This is a genomic window from Blastocatellia bacterium, assembly GCA_016713405.1.
GTDB lineage: Bacteria > Acidobacteriota > Blastocatellia > Chloracidobacteriales > JADJPF01 > JADJPF01.
The window spans coordinates 604,385-628,413 of record JADJPF010000001.1; the positions used below are offsets into that span (position 1 = coordinate 604,385).

A 24,029-nucleotide genomic window follows, 5' to 3' on the forward strand; every position below is an offset into this window, starting at 1 on the left:
ATTTTGATTATCAGTATGAACCTCTACTTTTTCAATCTTTTACCTCGGCCCAGATTAATTGTAGAGCTACCTTTTTGCTATTTGCTCTTTCAAATATCGGTTTTCTTCTTCCAAATCCGTTACACGTTTCTTTAATTTTTCCAATTCATTGGTCAAATATCCCAATACCTGCTTTACGCTCTCTGGCGTTCTTGCCCATTCCTCTTCTGTTATTTTTGGTATTTTTTGCACCTCTTGGTTCATCTCTGCTTTATTAACATGCTATTCTGTTTTTTCAAAGATAACTTACCCCTCTGAACGCTTACGTTATTAGATTGTTTTATCAAACTTAAAAGCACTAATAGTAAACTCTAGTTCTTGTAATTGAGATAGCATTTTTTGACCGCTAGTAGAAAGATGTTCGGAAAGTTTAGCATTACGTTTAGCTGTAAAGTTAATGCGCTCAATAGTTCTGACAATTTCATTTGTTGAAATGGCTTGTTCTTGTGTGGCTGCTTGTATTTCTTGAGTAGTAAACATTAAGGCTTCTGTTGCTTGTGAAATTTGATTAGCTCCAACAGCATATTCTAAAATTACATTGTCAATTTCTTGTATAGTATTAACTACATTGCTAACTACATTATCAATATGATTAAAAGCTTCTACCACGCTAATAAATTGTTTAGAGCCTTCTTTTACTAAAGTGGTTGAGTTTTCCATATTTTTAATTACTTGGTTTACATCTTTTTGAATATCAATAACTAATTTTGTAATGTCACTAGCAGATTGAAATGAACGTTCTGAAAGTTTGCGGACTTCTTGAGCAACTACACTAAAACTAAGACCATAAGAACCAGCCCTTGCTGCTTCAATAGCTGCATTTAAGGCTAGTAAATTTGTTTGATCAGAAATACCATTTATTACTTCAATAATTTTCTCAATAGCTATTGCTTGTTCACCAAGTTTTGTAAGTGTGTAGGCAGTTTTATTAATAGAAATATCAATTTCCTGTATACCTTTAGATGCTTTTTCTCCAGCTATTTGACCATTTTTTACTATTTGTTGGGCATTTAAGGAAACATCAATTAAATTTTTTGTGTTTGTTGTGATGTTATTTATTTGCTTAGCCATTTGCTCTATAGATTGATGTGTTTGTGTCACACTAGCGGCTTGTGATTCTACATTCTTTGCAACAGCCTGAACATTTTTGGAAAGTTCTTCTACTACTGTTGCAGTATTTTCTACATCACCTGCTAGGCTTTCGCTATCAATTTCAAGCTGTTTTCCAGCCTTAACTAAGTTTATTGTGTTATTAATACTTTTAACTTGTTGAGAACTGCCATGTACTTTTTTTACAATAGTTTGTAAGGAAATCACCATTTTCTTAAGCGAATGACCAAAAATATCTTGTTCTGATCTAGGCTTAACTACTAGGGTTAAAACACCATTAGCTATAGAATCTGTAATGCCTGCCGTTTCTTTTAGGTAAAATACCATATTATTTATAGCAAAGGCTAATTTGCCTATTTCATCGTTACGATTATTTAATGTAATGCTCTCTAAACTACCTTTAGATATATTATTTACCAGGTTAACTAGTTGTTGAATAGGTAAAGTAATATTACGAATTAATAAAATAGCTATTACTAAACTAATAAAAAAATTAAATAGAAAGAATACCAAAGAAGTTTTTACAATATAATCATTAAATTGTAATGTTTTAGCCATAACATTTTTAATTTTGCTTCGTTGATTGACTTCTAAGACATAAAGGTTTTTTGTTAAACGTGAAAAAGCTTGATCCATAAACGCCATTTCTTTACTTGCTTGTTGGGCAGCTTGAATTGCACTCTTATTATCACCTGTTTTTTCAGCTATTTCTTTGTTTTTTACTTGTTCAAAAATTTTGCTGGCTTGTTCTAACATATCTTTTAATTCCAGTTCTGCTTTAGCATATGAGTCCAACATTTCTTTATCATTACTTATCATTGTTATTAATTTGTTTGTTTCCTGGTTAAATTCAGATGTGTAATTTTCTAGATTATTTTTTTCTATTTTGTAATCCCAGGTAGCTAAAACATCATTACCAGGAGCATTTAATTTTTGAGCAAGTTTTAATGTGTTGTTGATTTCTTGGGATATTTCTAACTCTTTAGCAATTTGTAAGTTATTGTTTTTATTATTGATAGTCATCCAATAAGTAGCAAGCCATAAAGTAAATAACAGTGTTATTGATAGCATTGCCCAAAGAAGTAATTTGGTTTTTATAGATATATTTTGCATATAGTAAATGTTTTTAAGGACTTAAAAAAGCCTGTTTAAAACTCATAAAATACTAAATATTTTACGAGTTTTAAGTTAAATAAATAAAATATTAATAAGGTTAAATAAAGAAGAAAATTCGTCTAAGGATAAATACTATTTATAGTAATATCAATAATATAGAGTAAATAATTTTAATTTTGATTGTTAAAATATTAGCTGATTTAATATAAAAAAAATATTGGAATTAGTTTGTAGTAAATAATACTTTTTAAACAAAAAACAAATATATTTAATTAGATTAAAAATTGTGGAAAATAAAAATGTAGCTTACAGGCAAGTAGATTTATTATTCTGGATTAGTTAATAAGTTGATAATTTCTTGGTCTTTTGCATAATCTAAAGCAATCTTATCATAATTATCTTTAGTTTCAAGCTTTGCATTTGCTTCAAGTAATTCTTTAATAGCTTCTTTTTGGCTGTTAATAGCAGCAAGAATTAAAGGCGTTTGTCCAACTTTATTTTGGTGATCAATAAAAGCATTTTTTTTAATCAACAACTTAACAATATAACTATCACCTCCTTGTGCTGCTAAACTTAAAGCGGTATTTCCTTGATCATCAGTAATATTAACTTGATCACAGTGATCTAAAAGTTTTTTTGTTATATAAGCATTTCCTGTTTCAATACTAATATGTAACGCTGTTTTTCCATTCTCAGTTAACATATTTGCATCAGCATTATTATTAAGTAAATATTTAACTATAGCTAAATTACTTTGTTTAATTGCCCACATTAACGGTGTCCAACCTTGATTAGTTGTAACATTAACATCAGCACCATGACTTATTAATACTTGTAATGTTTCAAAATCATCTTTTATTACCGCTTCCATTATCGGAGTCCAGCCATAATCATTAGCTGTATTGACATTAGCACCATTTTTTAGAAGCGTTGCTACTAACTCTTTTTGTTGCTTGGCATTAGAAACAGCATGAATTAATGGGGTTGTTGTAAACTCTCCATCAAAGTCAAAAAGAGAAGTGCTTATTTTAGCATTGGCATTAGCTCCAACTAAAATTAATGCTTCTACTACGCTAGTAAATCCTCCTGTTGTTGCTAATGTCAAAGCAATATTTTTAACCGATAACCAACTTATGAAGGTAAGGATTAAAATTAAAACTAATAAAGAAGAACGTTTTTCCCTTGCGTAATTCCTAGTATTAAGCTCTAAGTTATTAGCTTGATCTAATTGTGTTTCTTGATTTGGATTTTCTCCTAAAATTATCCTAGTTTTGAAATAAAACAAAACAAATGCAATGGCAACAACAGGATAAACAAGTATTAGTAATATTGCTGGAAGTAATATAAATCCGCTTGGAATAAAAATAAATGCAGCTAAAGATCCTTTTTCTAGTAATAATTTAGATTTTTCTTCATTAATAATAAAAAATATTAAATTTATGAATACAAAGGAAATAGGAGCTATTAGAAGTGAAAAAATAGATAAAAACAGACTACGTATTTCTAGTGCAGTTAAGGTTGGTTTTAAGAAGTTAACTAAAAAACTTGATCTTGCTAAAGCTTCTTTACTAGATTTTTGTTCTAGTAAGATTACTGGCACACATAGAGCGTAATTAAATAAAAGCTGGACATTAGCAAGTAAAGCGGTAGTAATAATTTTTGTAAAATTGGAAAAATAAATTCTTAAAAAAGGTAATAAAAAAATAGGTTTTTGAGGAAATTTTTGTACTTCTTTAACTACTAGGGCAAATATGCCTAAGCTAGTAGCATTAGCAAATAATAATATTAAAATAGCTATTAACCAATAACTATTGTTTAATAAATAAATTAAATAACTAAAATCACTTGGCAATGATTTTGCTACTGCAATAAGTAGAAAATAAAATACTAAATAAGGTAGATAAACAAAAAGAGAAGTCTTAAAAAAGGTATTAAAATTTCTGCGATATAGTGATAAGGCTTCGCGTAGTATTGGTAATTCTCCTTCACTACTTGCTTTTAACTCAGCAGCAAAAGCAATAGCACTAACTGGGCGTTTAACAGGATCTTTATCCAAAGCACTCATAATAATTTTGGCAATGCTTGATGGAATATTGTGATCTTTTTTGGTTAATAGAGGTGGTTGGTTTTGGATATGTTGAACTAATAATTGATTTAAGTTTCCCTGAAATGGAGTTTTACCTGCTAGCATTTGATAAACAACTATTCCTAAGCTATATATATCAGTACGAAAATCTAGTGTTTCTCCTTGGCATTGTTCTGGAGACATATAAAGTGGTGTTCCAACAATTGCCCCAATTTGAGTAATTTTTTCCATTTCTAAAGCAAGTGGACTTGTAGTTTTAGCTTTATTAGTATTTGGATTTAAATTAATAAGAGTTACTGCTTCTTCTTTATTTACTATTGTATTTATTTCTAATAAGTTAGCTTGATTTACTGCCTGAGATTGAGTTTCCTCTTTTATAAATGTATTTGCTTCTAAAGATTTATGAGACTTATTTGCAGCTTGTGTTTTTGCTTCTAAATCTATTGTAGGTATGGAATTAGTTGTCTCATTACCTAAAGAAACTATTAATTGTTGTGGTTTAACTACTAAGTCATGTATTTGTGCTAGACCAAAATCTAACACTTTTACATTATAGCCCCCACGTCCATTTGGTTCTAACCAAATATTATCAGGTTTTAAGTCTCGGTGAACAATTCCTAATTTATGGGCTTCACTAACAGCTAGACAAGTTTGTTCTAATATATCAATAGTTACATTTAGAGATAATTTTTTTTGTTTTCTTAACATATCTCCTAATGTAAAACCATTAAGATATTCCATTACAAGGTAAGCAATTTGTTCTAAATTTACTTGAGCAAAACCAAAATCAGTAACATTAACTACATTAGGATGTCGGAGCCGTCCTGCTGCTTTTGCTTCTAACTTAAAACGTTCAATAAAACGTTTTTCTTGCATAAACTCTGGCATTATAACTTTTAATGCTACAGGTCGTTCTGTTCCTAAATGAGTTGCTTTATAGACTGCGCCCATTCCACCTTGACCCAATTGATGATCAATTTGGTATTTTTGATCTAAGGTTTCTCCTACAAGATTTGCTAACTTGGACATATTTTTTAATGTGGGTTTGAAAGGGTAATTAAAATTAAGGTTGTTTCCAACCAATTTCAATTGCAGTTTTTTCTCCAACTCGGCTTAAATCTAAGTTTTCAGCATCTTTTTCTTTGCCTGGAGATAGAGGAAAAGCTAAAGACATAATTTCAGCAAATTCTTGAGGATAGCGTTTTGTTGGCTCAAAATAGCCATCAGGAAACAGGGTAAAATGATTTTCATCATATTTATCACTTGCTCCAACAGTATGCAAAATTTCATGTGCAATTAAACATAATGTGCGACCTGTTGATTGTTTACCAACAGGCAAAAAAACTACTCCAAAACGCCCTCTAGTTGTTCCTACAGAATGTTGTTTTTCATAATCTTCTCTTTTATCAGCAGGGTAAATATAAAGATAAAGTTTAATGTCATAATCATCAGGGTTAGAGCCAGTTTCAAGTAACTGATTATTAAAGTAGTTAATAAAAGTAGAAGTTTGTTTATATTTTGTCCAAATATTATCGTCTGTTAAAGGGAGTTCAGGAGCTAATTCTTGGCTAAAAACTGGCCCAAGTAACTTAAAACGAAAGGGTTTAATATTACTGTTATAAACTCTTTTTGCTTCTGATTCAAACCATTTTTCTAAGCTATGTTGTAGTAAATCTCTACCTGATATAGATAATGCTCGTGTTTTATCTTTTTTAGAATCATAAACTACTTCTACTAATGCAACATTATAAGTGCGATCCCAATCCAGTTTCCGATGATCAGTGTAATAAATCCTAGCTGATACTAACAGAACTACTAGTAAAATACCAAAAGCAGCTATTTGCCGGTAACGAGTCCAACGGCGTTTATTTTGTTGTTTAAGAAAGCATTTAGTGCAAAGATTTTTATTTTCTTGCTGGCAACGATTACAAGTAGTATCGCCACACTTAACACAACTTGAAGAAATAACTTGTTCTATATGTTGGGAGCAAAATTTTGTTGATGGCGAGTTTATTTGTATTTCCACACTTAATGCTATTAGCTCATTGGCAATAACATCTATTTTCTTTTTATCTTCTGATTGAAAAATAACACTTGGTAGATTATTTAGTATTGTTTGAGCATCTGTTTGGTTAAATACAAGTTTTTCTACTAAATGCTTTTTAACAAAATATTCTGTTCGTTTGTCTTTAATTGATAGTATTAAAAGTTGATATTGCATAAGTGATAGAACTTAAGATTTTAAGATTGCTTATGTTTTTTATTAAATCCATAAGGGCAATGACGACACCCCGATTCACAACAATAACCACGTTTAAGCAAATATTTATCAGTTAATACCATATAGCGACCTTCCCAATAAAAATCCTCCCCCTCAACTAATTTTGGAGGGTATGAGGCGGGTTTTTCTTGAGGTTTAACTATTGGTTTTAAGCTTTCTACCTTAACTTCTACTACTTCATCCCCTGGACTAACCACTTTACGTAATTTTTCGTAGAAATCGTCTAACAATTTACCCACAAAAATAAAACTCCAGTTTGGTTAAAAATTAACTTTTGCCAATAGTTTAGTGTATTTTTGAGAACATTAACTAGTTTATCTAGGATAATTTTTAATCCAACCATGAATTACTGCTTCAAAGTAACCAGAAAGTATAAAAGTAACTATTCCAATAAGTATTTGGAAAATAAGTTTTAAAAGTAAACTTGAATTATATTTCCACCAAAATAAAAAAATTGCTAAAGCTTGGCTAAATAAAATTATTGCCAGTGGAATCATCATCCCAAGTTTACCATCATCACACCAAGGACAAGTATGTTGTATGCAGACCATATCCATTGCTCCAATACACTTTTCTGCTGCCCCTGCCCATAACCAAGTACAGCCACAATGAAAAATTAGTCCACAAAATGGTGTAAGGAAAATCCAAGCAAATGCCCAAGCAAATGCTATAGTCACTAAAAGAATAAAGATTGATTTTTTATTCCACATATGTTGCAAACATTATTTATGTTGCAAAAGTAAATACATTGTAAACTCAGTAATCTGATATTTTATCTCTTAAAGCCCCAACGGGGCGGCATAGTTGTAGCGTAGGGTTTCAACCCTACGTATGATTTAATCTACTCGCTTATCAGCCATTGCTTCTACAGATTTATAGATAAGTTCTTTTAATACATCAAGATCTATGTTAGCTAGCTTTTTTATATATAAACAGGATCTTCCAGTCTTATATTTACCTAATTTTTTCATTAAGTCAGCAATAGCTTCAAAACCATACATTCCAGGCACTAGATAAAGAGTTAAATCATTTTTTCTAGGAGAAAAACCTATTATAGGCCATTCTCCTCCATTACCTGTTTTGTAAAGATAACGATAACGTCCAAATCCAACAATACTATCTCCCCACATTACTGGTTCTACTCCGCTAGCTTCTTTCATTAAACCAAGAATAGTAAGACAATCTTTATGTCTTTCTGGATCTGTAACCTTACTTAAAAAGTCTAAGACATTTATATCTGTTGGTTTAGTTTTTAATTCAGCCATAATTCCTCTTATATTTTGTTTATTGGTTAGAATTTGGCTATAATATCCCTATATTTTACTTTAGTCAATATTTCTACCTTAACTAGAGCAAAAACCACTGTTTATTTGGCTATTGGCATTTGCTAACAATCCTTCCATATGTTGTTTAGCCTTCCATGCTCCTGTTTGATTAGCTACTTCAATTCCTTTTTGCCAAATATCTCGTGCTTCAACTAGCTTTCCTTGATTTATTAGTGCTGAACCTAGCATTTGATAAGCTGCTGTATAGCTAGAGTTAAGCTTAATTACTTTTTCTAGTGCATCAGTTGCCGCAGTCCAATCAGATAATTTAGTATATTCACTAGCTAATCCATACCAGATCATTACATCATCAGGCTGTGTTTTTAATAATTCTTGAAAAACTTCAATCCTAGATTGTGTCATTTACTTACTCCAATAATTAACTACAAAGATTCTGTCTTACGCTAAAGCATCAAGATATTCTTTCATAGCCTGACGGCCACCATTAATTAATGCCTGCATTCTCTCTTTGCTCATATTAAATTCTGTTGTTCCATAACCTTTAGCAGGCAAGTGGCAAATCAATTTTTCATGGGCTTTAATTTCTGCCTTGTCACTTGCACTAGTTAAAGTGTCCACTAAATTGCTGATTCGTTGTAAGACTTTGATATTTGCTAATCGGCTAGCACCTTGATTAGAAATCTCAATTGGGCTTGTTTGACCAGCATTACTAACAGCTATTTTTTCATCAATTAATAGCCCTAAAGTACCTGCTTCATTAGCCTTAAAATCTCCCATTATATTTTCATGCCCAGTATCAACAATTAAACTAATAGGAAAATTTGAAAGCACACCTCCATCAACAATAGCATTTCCTGTTAAATCTCTTCCCTGATATAAACCCCAACTTTTTTGCCATATTACTTCTTGCCAAACAAAAGGTAAGCTAATGGACATTCTCACCGCATAAACAACAGGACAATCAGGCGCAGTTCTATGATTTAACACTAACATTTCGTTAGCAGTAATATCTGAAGCAACAACAGAAAGATCTTTTCCTGTAGATTTATAAAATTCTGATAAAGTAGCAGTTGCCCAACTTGGGTTTTTAGCTGTTAGCTTTTTTGCTAACCATTCTATAAATTTCTTACCTGAATATAACCCACCTTTTTCTAGTAAAGAAAAAATTTCTCGGTATCCAGATAACTTCATCAACTCATAAGTTACAGACTGATGAATGCGGTTTTCAACTATTTTAGGCAATAATGGAATATCTATTTCTGACAGCAATAAACAAAGTAAGCTAGTGTTAATGTCATTTTCAGAAAAGTCTGTTTTTTCTGGGGTATCTAAAAAAGAAAGAAAGATTGGTTTTTCTAGCCCTGTTTTTGGATCTATAAATTTTTCATTTACAGCTTCAAAAAGTTCTTGGGCATTATATCCAGCCGCTAATAAAACAGCAGTAATACTACCAGCAGATGTTCCAACATAACGACGAATATTTAATTTTCTAGCTTCAATTTCTTGAAATGCTCCAACAAAAACAATACCTTTTGCCCCGCCACCTTCCAAAACAATATCATAAGTATCTTGCATCATTACTCCTAACTAATTTATATGTATAGTTTAATGGTATTTTGTAATTTATTGGGGCAAGCTTTAGAGATAAATAATTAGTTTGTTACCCTTGAACTTAAAAGCAACAAACTAATTTTAACGCAAAGCTTAATACCTACGGAATTATCAATCGCGGGTTAATTGACGGTATTTAATGCGGTGTGGTTGATCTGCCGCGCTACCAAGTCTAGCTTTACGATCTGTTTCATAATCAGAATAATTTCCTTCAAACCAAACTACTTTGCTATCACCTTCAAAAGCTAAAATATGTGTAGCAATACGGTCTAAAAACCAACGGTCGTGACTAATTACTACAGCACAGCCAGCAAAATTTTCTAATGCTTCTTCTAATGCTCTCATTGTGTTTACATCTAAATCATTAGTAGGCTCATCTAGTAATAATACATTAGCTGATTGAATTAACATTTTAGCTAAATGGACACGATTTCTTTCACCACCTGAAAGCATACCAACTTTCTTTTGCTGGTCTGTACCAGAAAAATTAAACCTTGCAACATAGGCACGGGAATTAACTGCACGAGTGCCTAAATTTATATTGTCCATTCCGCCAGAAATTTCTTCCCAAATGCTTTTATCTGCATTTAATGAGTCTCGGCTTTGGTCAACATAGGCCATTTTTACTGTTTCACCAATTTTTATAGCTCCTTTGTCAGCTTGTTCTTGGTTTGTAATCATACGAAAAAGCGTAGTTTTACCAGCACCATTTGCCCCAATAATTCCTACAATACCGCCCGGAGGTAGTGAAAAAGACAGATTTTCAAATAGAAGTTTATCACCATAAGATTTCCCTATGTTGTCAGCTTCAATTACTAGTTTTCCAAGTCTTGGGCCAGGTGGGATAAAAATTTCTAACTCTTGGGCGCGTTTTTCAGTTTCTTGACTTAATAGATTTTCATAAGCTTTAATACGAGCTTTACCTTTAGCTTGACGGGCTTTAGGTGCCATTCTAATCCATTCTAATTCACGTTCTAAGGTTTTTTGACGTTGTGATTCAGTCTTTTCTTCCTGTTTTAATCTATTTTGTTTTTGTTCTAGCCAAGATGAATAATTACCCTTCCAAGGGATGCCATGACCGCGATCTAGTTCTAAAATCCAGCCAGCAACATTATCTAAAAAATAACGGTCGTGTGTTACTGCAATTACAGTTCCAGCATATTCTTGTAAATGATGCTCTAGCCATGCGACAGATTCAGCGTCTAAATGGTTAGTTGGTTCGTCTAAAAGTAAAATGTCAGGTTTTTGTAAGAGCAAGCGACATAAAGCAACCCGACGACGTTCACCGCCTGACAACACTTTTACAGGAGTATCACCAGCAGGGCAGCGTAGCGCGTCCATTGCCATTTCTAAGCGGCTGTCTAGCTCCCAAGCGTCTAGCGTGTCTAAGCGTTCTTGAACTTTACCTTGACGATCTAAAAGGTCTGTCATTTCGTCGTCTGTCATTGGTTCAGAAAATTTTTCATTAATTTCATCATATTCTTTTAGTAAGTCTACGGTTTCTTTAACAGCTTCTTGAACAATTTCTTTTACTGTTTTGCTATCGTCTAAAACAGGTTCTTGCTCTAAATAACCAACTGTGTAGCCAGCAGAAAGCACTGCCTCACCTAAAAAATTAGTGTCCACACCTGCCATAATTCTTAGCAAAGAGCTTTTTCCTGAACCATTTAAGCCAAGTACACCAATTTTTGCACCATAAAAATAGGAAAGATAGATGTCTTTAAGTACAGCTTTTTTATCATAATATTTACTTAGTCCAACCATAGAATAAATTATTTTATTAGGTATACTGCTCATAAGAAAAATTTGCCTCCAGTAGTTTTCTTTTAGTAATTAAATTTAATAGACAATATATTGTTGAGCTAAACGACTGCCTAAAGCCAAAGTAGACTCAATTTCACCTACCATAATTACAACAGCAATTTCTGGCACTTCTGCGGTGTTTAAGATTTCTCTAGCCATTGCTTCAGCTAACCACCAGCTATTTCCTGGATCAGACTTGTTTTTCCAAGCTTTATCATAAATAACAAATAACTCTTTTAAGTATTGCTCTATTTCCTCTTTATTACATTGTCCACTAGATACTTCTTCAATATGCTTAAAAAATTCGTCTTGCAACCCTTTACAAGCACGTTCGCGCACTTCAATACGAAAAATACTTTTTTGTGCTACATGCATTACTAGCCAAAGGCCAGAAGCTAGTAACCCAAGTGTTGCATCAGCAACATTTTCTTTATACTGAGCAAAACTAGCAGGTTTGGTTAATTCTTCTTGGGTTTTTGCAGCGGCTCCTAGAGCCAGTTGATAAAGTGCTTTGCTATAATTAGCAACAGAAATATTATTTTTATTAGTTTTTTTAGGTATCATAAATACTTGATTTTAATAAAATTAAAAATCTCCTGAAAATAAGTTGATGAAATAAGTTGTGGGTTAGACTTAATTTCAATTGGGCAAACTATTATAAACGAGTTATGGCAAATAAAGAAACCTTGCAGCGTGTTGGTACAATAGGCGATATTCATGGCGAAGCTAAAAACTTAAAAATTGCTTTAGAATTTTTAAGCCAAGCTAATGTAGATCAAATAATGTCTGTAGGTGATATTATTGACGGAAAAACGCCTCAAGATGTCATAGAATGTCTAGATTTACTTCAAACTTATAAAGTGCTTACTGTGTCAGGTAATCATGAACGCTGGATTATAAAAGGTCAAAATATGCTATTGCCTGATGCTACACATTGGCAAGAACTTAATGAAAAATCCCAAAAATTTATAAAAAAACTGCCTGCAACTAGGGAATTTGACACTGAGCGGGGTCGATTATTACTTTGTCATGGCTTGGGTAGTAATGATATGGTAGGCGTTTGGCCCGGAGATTATGGAGTAGCCCTAGAATATAATTTAGACCTTTTACGCCTTACTATGGAAGGTCTTTATAAATTTGTTATCAATGGACATACTCATGCAAGAATGGTAAGAGCTTTTGATAGTGTAACAATTATTAATGCAGGTACTTTAGTTGATAAACAAAGTCCTTGTTTTTTAGTTGCTGATTTTACAGTTGGTTATGTCCAATTCTATGACATTAGACAAGATGAAGTAATTGAAGCTAGAAAGGTTGCAATTTAATGAAAAAACTTATTTTATTAGCTATTTTAAGCCTATTTTTATTTACTAACTTAGCAATAAGTAAAACTAATAATAAAAATTTAATTGGCTCTAAGGCAATAGATTGGCAAGTTGGAGATTGGCTAAACTCACAACGTATGCAGTTAAAAGATTTACAGGGAAAAGTTGTTTTAGTGCGTTGGTGGACTACCATATGTCCTTTTTGCAAGGCTACAGCACCAGCATTAAATGAGTTTTACCAGAAATATAAGTCTCAAGGGCTAGAGGTAGTAGGCTTTTATCATCATAAATCATCTGAACCACTCAACAAGCAAGAAGTTTATCAATATTCTAAAAAGCTAGGCTTTCAATTTCCTATCGCAATTGATTATCGTTGGCAAACTTTAACTAAATGGTGGTTGGAAAATACTGATGAAAATTGGACTAGTGTTTCATTCTTAATAGATCGTCAAGGAACAATTCGTCATATTCATCCTGGTGGAGAATATGTTAAAGGTGATAAAGATTATAAAATAATGGAAGAAAAAATAGTTGAATTACTTAAAAAGAAGTAGGAAAGCGATAATAGAGATTAATAAACATAATGGAGAGAATAAAATAGTATCCCAGTAAGCAAATTTTGTATTTTTGATTTTCTTAAAGAATCCTACTAAACGAAATTCTCCTATTGATCTTAGAAAGAATACTAAAGAAATAAGTAGCGTTCCATAGTAAAAAATTACACTTGGGACAAATAAGCCTAAAAAGCCTATTTGTCCTAATATGATAAGTGCTGCAATAAATAGGGCTAAAGCAACTAAAAGTGTTAGAAAAGAGGAAGGGTTAAAGGCTAGTTTCCCGTCAACACTTGGTAAAACAGCTTCTGAAGCTCCTTTACTCCCAAATGCCCAATAAACATGCATTAACCCTAATATCAAAAATATAAATACCAAAAAAGTACCTAATACTATAAACATTTGATTTCTAGCTAATCTTTTTTACTAGCAACAGCAAATCTTTCTGTAGCATGAGGTGCGCTTTCTCTTGCACCAGCAGGAGTTATAGTCATAAATTGGGCTTTACGTTGCAAATCTTTAATAGTAACAGCCCCACAATAAGTCATTCCTGAACGAATTCCGCCCATTACATCACGAATTACTTCAACGGCAGAACCACGCAACGGTATTTCAACTGCAACACCTTCAGCAGTTTTCCATTCGCCCATTGACCCCATAAAATCTTCTTGTGCTTCACGAGATGCCATGCCACGAAAAACTTTAAATTTTGCTTCTTTTCCGTCTTGAAGCGCGGTTTTTACATCTCCTGGGGTTTCTAAAGTTGCAGCCAGCATTCCTCCTAGCATAACAAAATCTGCTCCTGCTGCTAGTGCTTTTACTGCGTCGCCTGGAGTACGAATTCCACCGTCAGCAATCAAAGCGCGATCAACTTGTCTACACATCATAATTGCCGTTAATTGAGGAACACCAAAGCCAGTTTTAATACGGGTTGTGCAAACAGATCCTCCGCCAATACCAACTTTAATAACATCTGCTCCGGCAGCAGCTAAATAATCTGCCCCAGCATAAGTAGCAACATTACCTGCAATAATTATAATATTTCCTTTATATTTTCTTCTTAGGTTTTTAATTGTTTGATTTACTAATTTTGCATGTCCATGAGCTACGTCAACACAAATTATTTCTGCACCTGCATCAATTAATGCTTCTGCACGCTCTAGCGCAGCATCCCCAACGCCTATTGAAACACCTACTAAAGACTTATTTTCCGCTTGAGAGAATTCTTCTATATTTTGCTCAATAGACATAAATCTATGTAAAATACCTAAGCCACACAAAGAAGCTAAACAATTTGCCATTTGAATACCTGTTATTGTGTCCATATTAGAGCTAATCACAGGAATATCTAGGCGTTTGTTTACCATATTTATTGCTGTTGTAACATCTTGACGAGAACGAATTCCATTGTAATTAGGGATTAACAACACATCATCAAAAGTCAACCCTTGAATAAAATGCATGAGAATTTTTCCTTAATACTTTATTTATTTCCGCATACGTAGTTTTTACGTGTTAGTGCGATTTTACCTAGCAAATAAGCTTTTTGTTACTCAATTTTCCTGATTGTTTTCCTGCTTAATTTTTCTCGGTTTTTAAGATTGCACTAAAAAGAAAAATTTATATACTTACTGGTATATGGCAAAAATTAGAAATCAAGATGCAGCACAAACCAAAGCCCATATCCTTGAAGTTGCACGACAACAATTTATGCGCAAAGGTTACGCAGGGTCTTCAATTAATGAAATAGTTGAAGCAACTGATGTCACCAAACCAACGGTTTATTATCATTTTGGTAACAAAGAAGGGTTATTTGCAGCTTTAGTAGCAGATGCTTATGAGCGTTGTTTTCAAGAACGTAGTCGATCAATTGACCCTAATGTTTCAGTAGCCGAGCAGATCTATCAAGTAATTGAAGCCGATTTTTCCTTTTGCTTACAAGAACCTGATCTAGTTCGTTTTGTGATCGCGCTTACTTTTGCATTACCAGAAGATAAACCCTTGGATGTTAGACCTTTTCATAATCGGGATTATGAATTTCTTCGAGAAATTATTGAACGGGGAATTAAAAGCAAAGAACTACGAAATGTTGATGTAGGTGAGGCCGCCCTTTCATTACAAGGGCTAATCACTATTAACATTATGTCTTTTTTGCAGATGGACAAACCAGCAGAATTTCTTTCTCCTGCTCGTGCAAGAACTTTAGCAGAAGTGCTTTTACAAGGTATTAAGGCATAGTCTTAATAGTTCTTTTTGTTTGCAACACCAAGCCATTGTGTTTACATCTCTCTACCTACTAGTAGAGAAAGAGTAAAAATAATTAGGAGTTTTAGTTATGAATTACTGGAAGGAATTTTTACCAGTTTATTTTTACACATTTGTTGCTATGACTTTAGGAGTGGCAGCAAGTTTAACAAGTGCTTATTCTGTAGCTATAACAGGCTTACTTATATTAGCAGGTTTAGTTAGTTGGTTTTTTGTAGAATATGCTTTGCATCGCAGCTTTTTCCATTATCATGCGCGTTCTGAATTTATGAAAAATTTAATTTATAGAATGCACTTGTCTCATCATGATAACCCCAAAGGCTTAGATACACTTCTTGCTAGCGGTTATACGAGTTTTCCCATAGCTACTATTTATTGCTTACTTATTTGGATGTTAACAAGTTGGCAAGTAATGAGTTATATGTTTGTAGGTCTGATAATTGGTTATTTTGCTTATGAGGCACTACATTATCAAGCTCATCATTACACTCCTAAATCATCTATTTTAAAATACTTAAAGAAATATCATATGCTACACCATCATCAAACACCTGAAATGCGTTATGGAGTAACAACACCATTTATTGACTATTTATTTGGGACTTATTTATCAATAAGCCGTAAAGTAAAGTAAGTTTTGGTAGTGCAGAAACAAAGAAACAAAAGAAAAAAAGACGATAAAGAAAGTTAGAAGAATAATACACTCTATTAATACTATTTTTGGTTGGCTTGTTTTTGACTTGGTAACAACAATGAAGAGCCAAAACCACATAATGCTATAAAAACACAAAATACAAAAACTAAATGTATTCCTTCTGCTAAAGAAACTCGGAAGTATTCTAATACATTACTAGATAAATTTACTTGAACTTTAGGATCTAAAGCTATATTCAGATTATTTATTATACTAACAATTTCTCCTGAGCTTTTACTTTGCATTAGCGAAGTTGGAGCAGCTTTTAATAAGTTTATTGTTCCTATACTCATTATTACGCCCATTAGTGTAGCTCCTAGTGATCCACCTATATTTCTTGAAAATATTGCTAGTGATGTTACTACTCCAAGTTGAGTTTTAGGTACAGAAGTTTGCACCGCTACTAACAAAGAAGTTAGTCCTAAGCCCATTCCCATCCCAACAACAGCCATTCCCACATATATATGTAATTTGCTTGAACTCATGTTTAGAAAACTTAATATTGTAAAGCCTACTAACATACTAGTCATTCCAGCCATTACAGCTTTGCGAAAACCTACTTTTAGCATTATCTTTGCCCCTACTATTGATAAAGCCACCCAGCCAAGAACCAAAGGAATTAAAGATGTTCCTGCTTGTGTTGCAGATGTATTTAAGACTCTTTGAGAAAATAAAGTTACAAATGGCATACTTCCTAATATTGCTGCTCCAGCAAATAGATTACCTAAAACTGTTGCCAAAAATACTTTTTCCCGAAATAACCAAAGTGGTAGTAATGGTTCAATAGCTTTTTTTTCTATATAAATAAATAAACCTATAAATATTAAAGCTCCCACTAGAGATCCTTTTATTACCCATGCTGGTATAGTTTGAGTCTGACCTTCTCTAACACAAGCTAACAGTAATAAAGATATAGCTATTGTTAGAGCTATTGTTCCAGCTACATCTATTTTAGGTTTTATGGTTTGTTTTCTTATAGGCATATTTAAGCTGATTATTACTAAGGATATTAAGCTTATTGGTACATTAATAAAAAATATCCATCTCCAGGTTGAATAATCTGTAATAATTCCTCCGATTAGAGGCCCTAGTATTGCTGCTGCTCCCCAAACACCGCTCATCACAGCTTGCATTTTTGGTCTTTCTTCTAAAGTATATAAATCTCCCACAACAGTTAGTGCTAAGGGAGCTAAAGCTCCTCCTCCTAATCCTTGTATTGCTCTATAAAATATTAAAGCTTGCATTGATTCTGCTAAACCACATAATATAGAACCCAATATAAAAATACCTAATCCAACTTGATAGCATATTCTTCTACCATATAAATCTGATAATTTTCCCCAAACAGGTACTCCTACTGTACTTGTTAGTAGATATATGGAGAATGTCCAACTATATATTGCAAAACCTCCTAAATCAGCTACTACTTTTGGCATTGCTGTTGATACAACAGTTACTTCCATTGCGGCTAGAAGCATTCCTATCATGCTACCTATGGTTATAAGCTTTCTTTTTGAGGTGTTATTTCTGTAGATGTTTCTATTACTTTTGCTGCTACTTGATAATTTTTTTCTTCTACTTCTAAATTATCATTGCTTAAATCTGGGTGTATGGAATCAAATGCTAGATCTAGTTCTGTCATATAATCTTCTAAATCTTGACTATATATTGCATTTGCAGACACTGCGGGCATATTCATTAATGTAAAACTTGACAAAGCTTGTATCTCAGCTTCTGATCTTGCCATTTGTAATACTAATAGATTCACCCTACGAAGAGCTTCTTGGACTGCTTCCGCAGAAGGTATTCTTTGCCTAGGTGATTTTGAGAGCATTAGTTGTATTATTTCTTCTACTTGTTCTGGTGTTTCTCTTCTTAATGCCCAGATACTTGTTGGAGTTGTAAAAGGTGTTGGTCTTTTAATTTTAAGTAGGTACTTGCTTGAAAAGGTAAAGTTCCTGTCACCATTTCATAGAATACAACTCCTAAAGAATAGATTTCGGCTGGTATCCTAATGGGTTCACCTTTAAAATATTCTGGTGATTGATAATAAGGTAACTCAAAAATCTCTTCTTTCATTGTTGGTTCTATTTTAAAAATTTCTTCTTTTATAGACCCAAGCCAGAAATCTCCTATCTTAATTTTTTCTTCCCCAACACTATTTATATATATATATATTTTTGTTTACTTTAGATCTTTATTTAATAAAGATCTTTTTTGCATATAGGATAGAGCTTCACAGATTTTTTTCATTAAATTAATAGCTCTATCTATTTCTAATTCTTCTTTTTCTATTAAACTTTTTAAAGTAATTTTGGGTGGTATTTCTGTTACTGCATATAGATAACCATACTCACTTTGACCATAATCATATACTTTTAGTATAAAATCATTTTGTATTGTTTTCATTGTTTCTGCTGTATTACTAAATATGATTGGAATTTTTGGTGAGTATTGTACTATGTCTTTTGGTATAATTTTTACTATAACTTCTGTATTTGTTTGTAATTTACTATGATTAATTACTTTCGCTTTATATATTATTTCTAAACCATTATCCAATAATCTTTCTTCTAATCTATAACAGCCTGCTATAATTAGATTTCCTTCTATTGTTTCTTTTAAAGGACTACTATCTATCTTACATTGTTCTTCTTTATCTTCATATATTTGTCTGCATAATAAACATTCTTTCAATGGAGTTCTCCTTATTTTATGAACTAACTATAACAAGAAGTAATTCAAAAGAATAGAGTAATCTCTTAGAGGAAATAATCTAATTTAACTATCAGGAAATAATTTATGTATATTAAAAAAAAGAGTATTAATTTGTTAGATTCTTAAGTAGTTTATTAGCTTTAAAAAATGTTATTTGTCAAGGATAATTTAATTAACTTTCTTCTAACATTCGTTTAAGTTCTTTTCGGTTAATTTTGCCAGTGCTTGTTCGTGGTTGAGAGTCACTAAAATGAATTTCATCAATAATCATATATCTAGGCAGACGTTTTGCACAATGTTGTTTAATTTCTAACAATGTTGGGTGTTTTGATTATCAACACAAGTTATACAAGCTGCTAAACGGGACTCAAGACCACTACCAATTACTACTACACCAACCTCTTTGATTTTTCATATTTCTAATAAAGCCGCTTCTATATCACCTAGCTCTATACGATGACCTCGTATTTTCACCATATGATCCCGTCGACCTATATAAATATAATTACCATCAGCTTGTAATCTAACAATATCACCAGTAGCATAAGGTTGGTTATCTTGAGGTGCAAGCCCCAATAACCTAACATAACGGTTGGGCCACTAACAATTAGTTCTCCTTCTTCTTCTATTTGTGCAATTTCTCCATTAATTTTCATAGGCCAAGCCTCATCACCACAGCAAAGGTTTGCCTATAGGCACAGGTACGTTACGATCTTTTCAATTTCAAAAACTTCATAAGAAGTACAAACATTAGTTTCTGTCGGGCCATACCAATTAAGTAATCTCAAAGTAGGCCAACTGTCTCTTAAACGCCGCAAATATTTGATTGCAAACGGTTCACCAGCAAAAATAATCGCTCTTAGTGATGGCAAGGATTGCTCTAAGAGCTTTGCATGTTCGATCATCAAAACCAAAGCTGAAGGAACACAATAACAAACTGTAATTTGATGTTCTTGCAAAAACTCTACTAATTTTGTAGGTAGGTAAGAAATTCCTTCAGGAATTAAATTTACAGATGCTCCACAAAGAAAAGCAGCATAAAGATCAAAAACAGACAAATCAAAATGAAAAGGTGCATGATTAGATAAACGATCAGAATTAACCAACTTCATTTCTTCAGTTGCCCATTCTATAAAAGCTAAAGCATTACGATGACTAATACATACTCCTTTTGGAATGCCTGTAGAGCCAGAAGTATAAAGAATATAAGCTAACTGATTTTCATCTCTATTAATGCTAGGTATAGGTTCATCAGAAAAACTATTTAACTCTTTCCAACCTATGCCATTTTGCCATTTTTCCGTTGTGCTTAAACTAGGCAAAGAGCAAAAATCATCTACAAGGACTTTTTCTGCTCTTTTATAATTAGTTACTAAAGCCTTTATTTGGCAATTTTTCATAATAGCCTGTACTCTCATAACAGGGCTTTGCGGATCTATAGGTACATAAGCTGCCCCTAACCTTAATATAGCTTGCATTGCTGCTACAGTGCGTACAGATTTATCTAACCAAAGTGCAACTCTGTCCCCCTCTAAAACTCCTAATTGAGTTAAAGCACGAGCAATGCGATTAGCCAGACCATTTAATTCACTGTAAGTTAGAGATCCGTCTTCAGCTTTAACAGCAATAGAATTAGGATAAAGTTTAGAAGAATTAATAACTAAGTCTTGCAATTGCATAGGTTGCTGTAAAAACTAAATAAAAAACTTTATTTAGTATATCCCTCCTCTAAATTATGACGACGAAAAGCAGGCATTTTTATAAAACCCATATAGAATTTTGGTATGTTTTATAGCCATTTCTATAACATTATTAAAATTATATATAAAAGGTTTTTACTGAAAAAGTATTAATTGTTGATTAATTACTTTTAGGAAAACTACAAAATTACATTATTAAACCACCACTTGCATGAAAGAAATTGCCAGTGCTATAAGTAGCTGAAGTAAGTATAAAAGCAACCATTTCTGCAATTTCTTCAGCTTTAGCCATACGTTTCATTGGTATACCAGAAAGTAACCTTTCTTTAGCAGCATCTGTTAAGCCTTTTATCATATCAGTATCTGTTATTCCAGGAGCTACACCATTAACTCGAATACCATAATCTGCTGTTTCTAGTGCTAAAACTTTAGTTAAACCAATTAATCCATATTTAGAAGCAACATAACTAGCTGCACCTTTATGCGCCATAAATCCAGAAGCTGAACCAATATTAACAATTTCACCAGAACGAGACTCAATCATTTTAGGGAGAACTGCACGGCAAAGATAAAACACCGAGCTTAGGTTTAATGCCATAACTTCTTCCCAATCAGCATCTTTCATTTTATGTACTAAAGTAGCACGTTGAATAGCAGCATTGTTGATTAAAATATCTACTTTTTGATGTTCTGATAACACTGTATCTATTAAATTTTTAGCCTCAGTTGGTTTAGACACATCAGCCTTAATAATTTGTACAGAACTAGCCGCGGTATTTTTTACTTCCTCTAATGCTTTGTTAGCTTCTTCTTCATTTGAACAATAATTTATTACTACTTTTGCTCCCATCTGACCAAGCCGTATTGCAATAGCTCGGCCAATACCCCGAGAAGAGCCTGTAACAACTGCAACTTTATTAAGCAATGCTAAATTTGTTTGTTCCTGCATATTTACCCTTTCTTAAGACGGTTTGACACAAATTCTTGCCAAGGAACTTGCACTAATCTATCAAAAGTTTCTATTTCAGAAATCCATGATAAAGTACCTTGATCCTTTTGAGAGTTATTTATAATTTCTTTCATAGCTTTAATGCCTTCAGCAGGTTGTTTAAGTATTTCCAAACAACGGTTGTTAACGGCTATTTCTAGTTCCTCAGCTTCAACAACTTTGCTAACAAGACCCATATCATAGGCTTCCTTAGCACTAAATTCTTTGCCAATCAACAAGGGTCTAGCTCTCATTAAACCTACAGCAGCAATTAAACGAGAAACCGCCCCTGCTGTAGTAACTATGCCAATACCAGTTTCTGGAAACTTAAATTTAGTGTCTTGGCTAGCAATTATTTCATCACAATGTAGTGCTAATTCAAAACCTCCACCCATACAAAAACCTTTTACCGCTGCAATTACAGGTACAGGTAATTTTTCAAAACGACGAAAAGCCCAAGTAGCTGAAATCATAAACTCTTTAGCTTGTTGCGAAGTAAAACTAGTCAAATCTTTAAGATCTGCTCCGCTACAAAAAGAACGTCCTTTTCCAGTAATTACAACACATCGTAAATTACTAGACATTTTTGTAGATTTTCTGTTACCTGGTTAAGAGAATCCTTAGTTTGTGCAGTGATAGCGTTGTGGCGTTCTGGTCTATTAAAAACTATTCTGGCAATAGCTTTAGAATCTATAGAAAACTCTAAACCTGTAAGAGTTTGGGATAAATTAATTTCATCATTAATAGAAGATATAGGTATTGTGGTAGAAACTGCTCTCGACTCTGTAAGAGGCTTTGTTTGGTTTTCTGATATTACACCACCTAATGAACTTAAAATATTCTGGATTTCCGTTTCTGATAATTTAGAAGAATCTATTTTTTGTAACTTACTAGTTTGTTCATAAATAGAAGCAATACTTTTGTTGTTTTCAAACAGCGAAGCACAAGAGTCTAATGGTGAATAATTATTAATACTGAATATATTTAAATCTATTGTTTGAGAAAAATCTTCTATTACATTAAGTGTTTTAGTCCATAAAGAAACATAAGATCCAAAAAGAATCTTTTTTTAGTAGAAAATAATATTTTTTCTAAAATTTCTTGGTCTGATCCTTTGAAACGTACTATGTAAGACACAGGAAATAAATCATCTTGAACACTAAAACAAAAAGATTCATCAGTCAGTGAATTTGACTCTAACTCTATTAATGTAGGGAAAACATAATTGTGAGAATCCCCAACAAGTTGTGAATCTATTTTAGAGCCACCAAAAACTATTTTACCAATATCTTCGGATTTTTTAAGTAGAGCTAAATAAAAATTTAGTTTAGTAGAAACTGACGTTAAACTATCTTCTTTGTTTGCTCTATAACTGCTAGCAATCTTACTTATCTCTTCCAACAACACTGTAATAAACTTGTCATATATTTCATCATGAACTAAAAAACACTTAGGAATATTTAAACTAGTAGAAGAACTTATATCTTTTAAAACATCTGATATAAGTATTTCAACATTACTATCTTTCCAAATTACTAAGTATTGCGTCAGGTTATTTTCTATAATAACTTTTTTTATTATTGCTTTGGAAAAGCCTAGCAATCTCATTATTATCAATATTACTACCCAAATATAAAACTGTATTTATATCTAGATTAGTTACAGATTCCTTTAAAAATTCTTGATAATTTTCTTTCAATAAAATTACTAAGTCAGGAGAAAAGGCATATTGTTTTAAGGTAGGTTGAATAATTTCTTCAATGATGTAATGTAAACACAAGTTTGTAGTAGTTTTATTTAAAATTAGCAACCCATTGCCAACTAAAAGAGTAGAAAAAAGTTTTACAAAACTAAAAGAGGGAATACCTGCTTGAATCAATGCTAAAACAACTCCATCAGCTTTTCTTACAAGTATTTCTGAGTTTGTTTGAGTTTTAACAAATTTTACTAAGTTATAAGCTTGTTGCTTAAGAAAAGATATATTTATAAATTGCAAAGATATATCAATAAAGCGTTTAGCAAGTTCATTATTTGTTAGGCTATTTTCTTCAAGAAATAATTCTTGAAGTTTATTTTTATTTGAAACTAATTTCTCTTCTATTGATTTTAAGACTTGTAGGCGTTTACTTATAGGAGATTTTCTCCAAAATAAAGAAGCTTGTTTTACTCTTGAAGCAACCATTTTATTTTGATTTATCATTTTATTAATTTTTACCTAAATATTTCCTCAAATAAGCTTTTTACTTTAATTTGAAAATATTAGTACAATGTAAACAAAGTAAATTGATATTTTTAATTCTGAAACCCAATAGAGCGACATAACTATAGTCTAGGGCTTAGGCCCTAGACTATTATAATTACATTTTTTTAGACCTATAGAGGCAGCATAGTTTTTCTTAAGATTAAAATCCCTTATTGTTTAAGTTAGAGTGTAGTAACACAGAATTAAAAAC

At 32.3% G+C, this 24,029-nt stretch carries 26 protein-coding genes and 1 pseudogene; 5 read left to right on the plus strand and 22 right to left on the minus strand.

What is annotated here, in order from left to right; genetic code table 11:
• Positions 1 to 66 precede the first annotated feature (66 nt).
• The 11 genes from IPK14_02580 to IPK14_02630 form a co-directional block, all read right to left on the minus strand.
• Positions 67 to 243: a hypothetical protein gene (locus IPK14_02580; protein MBK7992321.1), complete on the minus strand. Its 177-nt coding sequence runs from the start codon at positions 241 to 243 to the stop codon at positions 67 to 69.
• A 66-nt stretch (positions 244 to 309) separates the two neighbouring features.
• Positions 310 to 2,262 (minus strand): HAMP domain-containing protein, encoded by a 1,953-nt coding sequence (locus IPK14_02585; protein ID MBK7992322.1) that lies wholly within the window; start codon positions 2,260 to 2,262, stop codon positions 310 to 312.
• Positions 2,263 to 2,590: 328 nt separating this feature from the next.
• Positions 2,591 to 5,380, minus strand: coding sequence for an ankyrin repeat domain-containing protein (locus tag IPK14_02590; protein ID MBK7992323.1), 2,790 nt, complete (start codon positions 5,378 to 5,380; stop codon positions 2,591 to 2,593).
• A gap of 34 nt (positions 5,381 to 5,414) precedes the next feature.
• Positions 5,415 to 6,572 (minus strand): hypothetical protein, encoded by a 1,158-nt coding sequence (locus IPK14_02595; protein ID MBK7992324.1) that lies wholly within the window; start codon positions 6,570 to 6,572, stop codon positions 5,415 to 5,417.
• Positions 6,573 to 6,592: 20 nt separating this feature from the next.
• Entirely contained in the window at positions 6,593 to 6,694 is a 102-nt protein-coding gene (locus tag IPK14_02600; protein ID MBK7992325.1) for a hypothetical protein, read from the minus strand.
• 252 nt (positions 6,695 to 6,946) lie between these two features.
• A complete protein-coding gene (locus IPK14_02605) occupies positions 6,947 to 7,342 on the minus strand; it encodes a hypothetical protein (protein ID MBK7992326.1) in 396 nt (131 codons plus the stop codon).
• Between the two features lie 126 nt (positions 7,343 to 7,468).
• Positions 7,469 to 7,897, minus strand: a complete 429-nt coding sequence (locus IPK14_02610; GenBank protein MBK7992327.1) for a DUF1801 domain-containing protein — start codon at positions 7,895 to 7,897, stop codon at positions 7,469 to 7,471.
• 78 nt (positions 7,898 to 7,975) lie between these two features.
• Positions 7,976 to 8,320: a hypothetical protein gene (locus IPK14_02615; protein ID MBK7992328.1), complete on the minus strand. Its 345-nt coding sequence runs from the start codon at positions 8,318 to 8,320 to the stop codon at positions 7,976 to 7,978.
• 36 nt (positions 8,321 to 8,356) lie between these two features.
• Complete coding sequence (locus tag IPK14_02620; protein MBK7992329.1) at positions 8,357 to 9,496, minus strand: patatin-like phospholipase family protein; 1,140 nt, start codon at positions 9,494 to 9,496, stop codon at positions 8,357 to 8,359.
• Positions 9,497 to 9,640: 144 nt separating this feature from the next.
• Positions 9,641 to 11,326, minus strand: coding sequence for an energy-dependent translational throttle protein EttA (gene ettA / locus IPK14_02625; GenBank protein MBK7992330.1), 1,686 nt, complete (start codon positions 11,324 to 11,326; stop codon positions 9,641 to 9,643).
• 42 nt (positions 11,327 to 11,368) lie between these two features.
• The gene (locus IPK14_02630) at positions 11,369 to 11,896 is read right to left on the minus strand and encodes a hypothetical protein (GenBank protein MBK7992331.1); all 528 of its coding nucleotides are present in this window, start codon (positions 11,894 to 11,896) and stop codon (positions 11,369 to 11,371) included.
• Between the two features lie 104 nt (positions 11,897 to 12,000).
• Between IPK14_02630 and IPK14_02635 the strand changes: the two genes are divergently transcribed.
• Both IPK14_02635 and IPK14_02640 read left to right on the plus strand, forming a co-directional pair.
• The gene (locus IPK14_02635; GenBank protein MBK7992332.1) at positions 12,001 to 12,657 is read left to right on the plus strand and encodes a metallophosphoesterase family protein; all 657 of its coding nucleotides are present in this window, start codon (positions 12,001 to 12,003) and stop codon (positions 12,655 to 12,657) included.
• Positions 12,657 to 13,211, plus strand: coding sequence for a TlpA family protein disulfide reductase (locus IPK14_02640; protein MBK7992333.1), 555 nt, complete (start codon positions 12,657 to 12,659; stop codon positions 13,209 to 13,211). Before IPK14_02635 ends, IPK14_02640 begins: the two co-directional genes overlap by 1 nt.
• Here the strand turns inward: IPK14_02640 and IPK14_02645 are convergent.
• Entirely contained in the window at positions 13,194 to 13,613 is a 420-nt protein-coding gene (locus tag IPK14_02645; GenBank protein ID MBK7992334.1) for a DUF3995 domain-containing protein, read from the minus strand. The two genes, IPK14_02640 and IPK14_02645, sit on opposite strands and share 18 nt — an antisense overlap.
• Before the next feature lie 11 nt (positions 13,614 to 13,624).
• Positions 13,625 to 14,674 carry a guanosine monophosphate reductase gene (locus IPK14_02650; GenBank protein MBK7992335.1) on the minus strand — a complete coding sequence of 350 codons (1,050 nt, stop codon included), beginning with the start codon at positions 14,672 to 14,674 and terminating at the stop codon, positions 13,625 to 13,627.
• A gap of 175 nt (positions 14,675 to 14,849) precedes the next feature.
• On the opposite strand from IPK14_02650, the gene IPK14_02655 reads away from it, so the two are divergent.
• Together IPK14_02655 and IPK14_02660 are read left to right on the plus strand one after the other, a co-directional pair.
• A complete protein-coding gene (locus IPK14_02655; protein ID MBK7992336.1) occupies positions 14,850 to 15,449 on the plus strand; it encodes a TetR/AcrR family transcriptional regulator in 600 nt (199 codons plus the stop codon).
• A gap of 97 nt (positions 15,450 to 15,546) precedes the next feature.
• Positions 15,547 to 16,110 carry a sterol desaturase family protein gene (locus IPK14_02660; GenBank protein ID MBK7992337.1) on the plus strand — a complete coding sequence of 188 codons (564 nt, stop codon included), beginning with the start codon at positions 15,547 to 15,549 and terminating at the stop codon, positions 16,108 to 16,110.
• Between the two features lie 80 nt (positions 16,111 to 16,190).
• Here IPK14_02660 and IPK14_02665 read toward each other — a convergent pair whose 3' ends face one another.
• The 7 genes and pseudogenes from IPK14_02665 to IPK14_02695 form a co-directional block, all read right to left on the minus strand.
• The gene (locus tag IPK14_02665) at positions 16,191 to 17,657 is read right to left on the minus strand and encodes an MFS transporter (protein ID MBK7992338.1); all 1,467 of its coding nucleotides are present in this window, start codon (positions 17,655 to 17,657) and stop codon (positions 16,191 to 16,193) included.
• Positions 17,658 to 17,668: 11 nt separating this feature from the next.
• Positions 17,669 to 18,004, minus strand: coding sequence for a hypothetical protein (locus IPK14_02670; protein MBK7992339.1), 336 nt, complete (start codon positions 18,002 to 18,004; stop codon positions 17,669 to 17,671).
• A 41-nt stretch (positions 18,005 to 18,045) separates the two neighbouring features.
• Positions 18,046 to 18,348 (minus strand): hypothetical protein, encoded by a 303-nt coding sequence (locus IPK14_02675; protein MBK7992340.1) that lies wholly within the window; start codon positions 18,346 to 18,348, stop codon positions 18,046 to 18,048.
• Positions 18,349 to 18,354: 6 nt separating this feature from the next.
• Entirely contained in the window at positions 18,355 to 18,867 is a 513-nt protein-coding gene (locus IPK14_02680) for a protein kinase (protein ID MBK7992341.1), read from the minus strand.
• 193 nt (positions 18,868 to 19,060) lie between these two features.
• Positions 19,061 to 20,567: pseudogene (locus tag IPK14_02685) on the minus strand (amino acid adenylation domain-containing protein).
• A gap of 208 nt (positions 20,568 to 20,775) precedes the next feature.
• Positions 20,776 to 21,537, minus strand: a complete 762-nt coding sequence (locus IPK14_02690) for a 3-oxoacyl-ACP reductase FabG (protein MBK7992342.1) — start codon at positions 21,535 to 21,537, stop codon at positions 20,776 to 20,778.
• Between the two features lie 2 nt (positions 21,538 to 21,539).
• On the minus strand, positions 21,540 to 22,160 hold the full coding sequence (locus tag IPK14_02695; protein ID MBK7992343.1) for an enoyl-CoA hydratase/isomerase family protein: 621 nt from the start codon (positions 22,158 to 22,160) through the stop codon (positions 21,540 to 21,542).
• A gap of 57 nt (positions 22,161 to 22,217) precedes the next feature.
• Between IPK14_02695 and IPK14_02700 the strand changes: the two genes are divergently transcribed.
• Positions 22,218 to 22,481 carry a hypothetical protein gene (locus IPK14_02700; protein MBK7992344.1) on the plus strand — a complete coding sequence of 88 codons (264 nt, stop codon included), beginning with the start codon at positions 22,218 to 22,220 and terminating at the stop codon, positions 22,479 to 22,481.
• Between the two features lie 109 nt (positions 22,482 to 22,590).
• Here IPK14_02700 and IPK14_02705 read toward each other — a convergent pair whose 3' ends face one another.
• Both IPK14_02705 and IPK14_02710 read right to left on the minus strand, forming a co-directional pair.
• Positions 22,591 to 23,184 carry a hypothetical protein gene (locus IPK14_02705; GenBank protein MBK7992345.1) on the minus strand — a complete coding sequence of 198 codons (594 nt, stop codon included), beginning with the start codon at positions 23,182 to 23,184 and terminating at the stop codon, positions 22,591 to 22,593.
• Positions 23,129 to 23,776 carry an aldehyde dehydrogenase family protein gene (locus tag IPK14_02710; GenBank protein MBK7992346.1) on the minus strand — a complete coding sequence of 216 codons (648 nt, stop codon included), beginning with the start codon at positions 23,774 to 23,776 and terminating at the stop codon, positions 23,129 to 23,131. Before IPK14_02710 ends, IPK14_02705 begins: the two co-directional genes overlap by 56 nt.
• Positions 23,777 to 24,029: the final 253 nt, after the last annotated feature.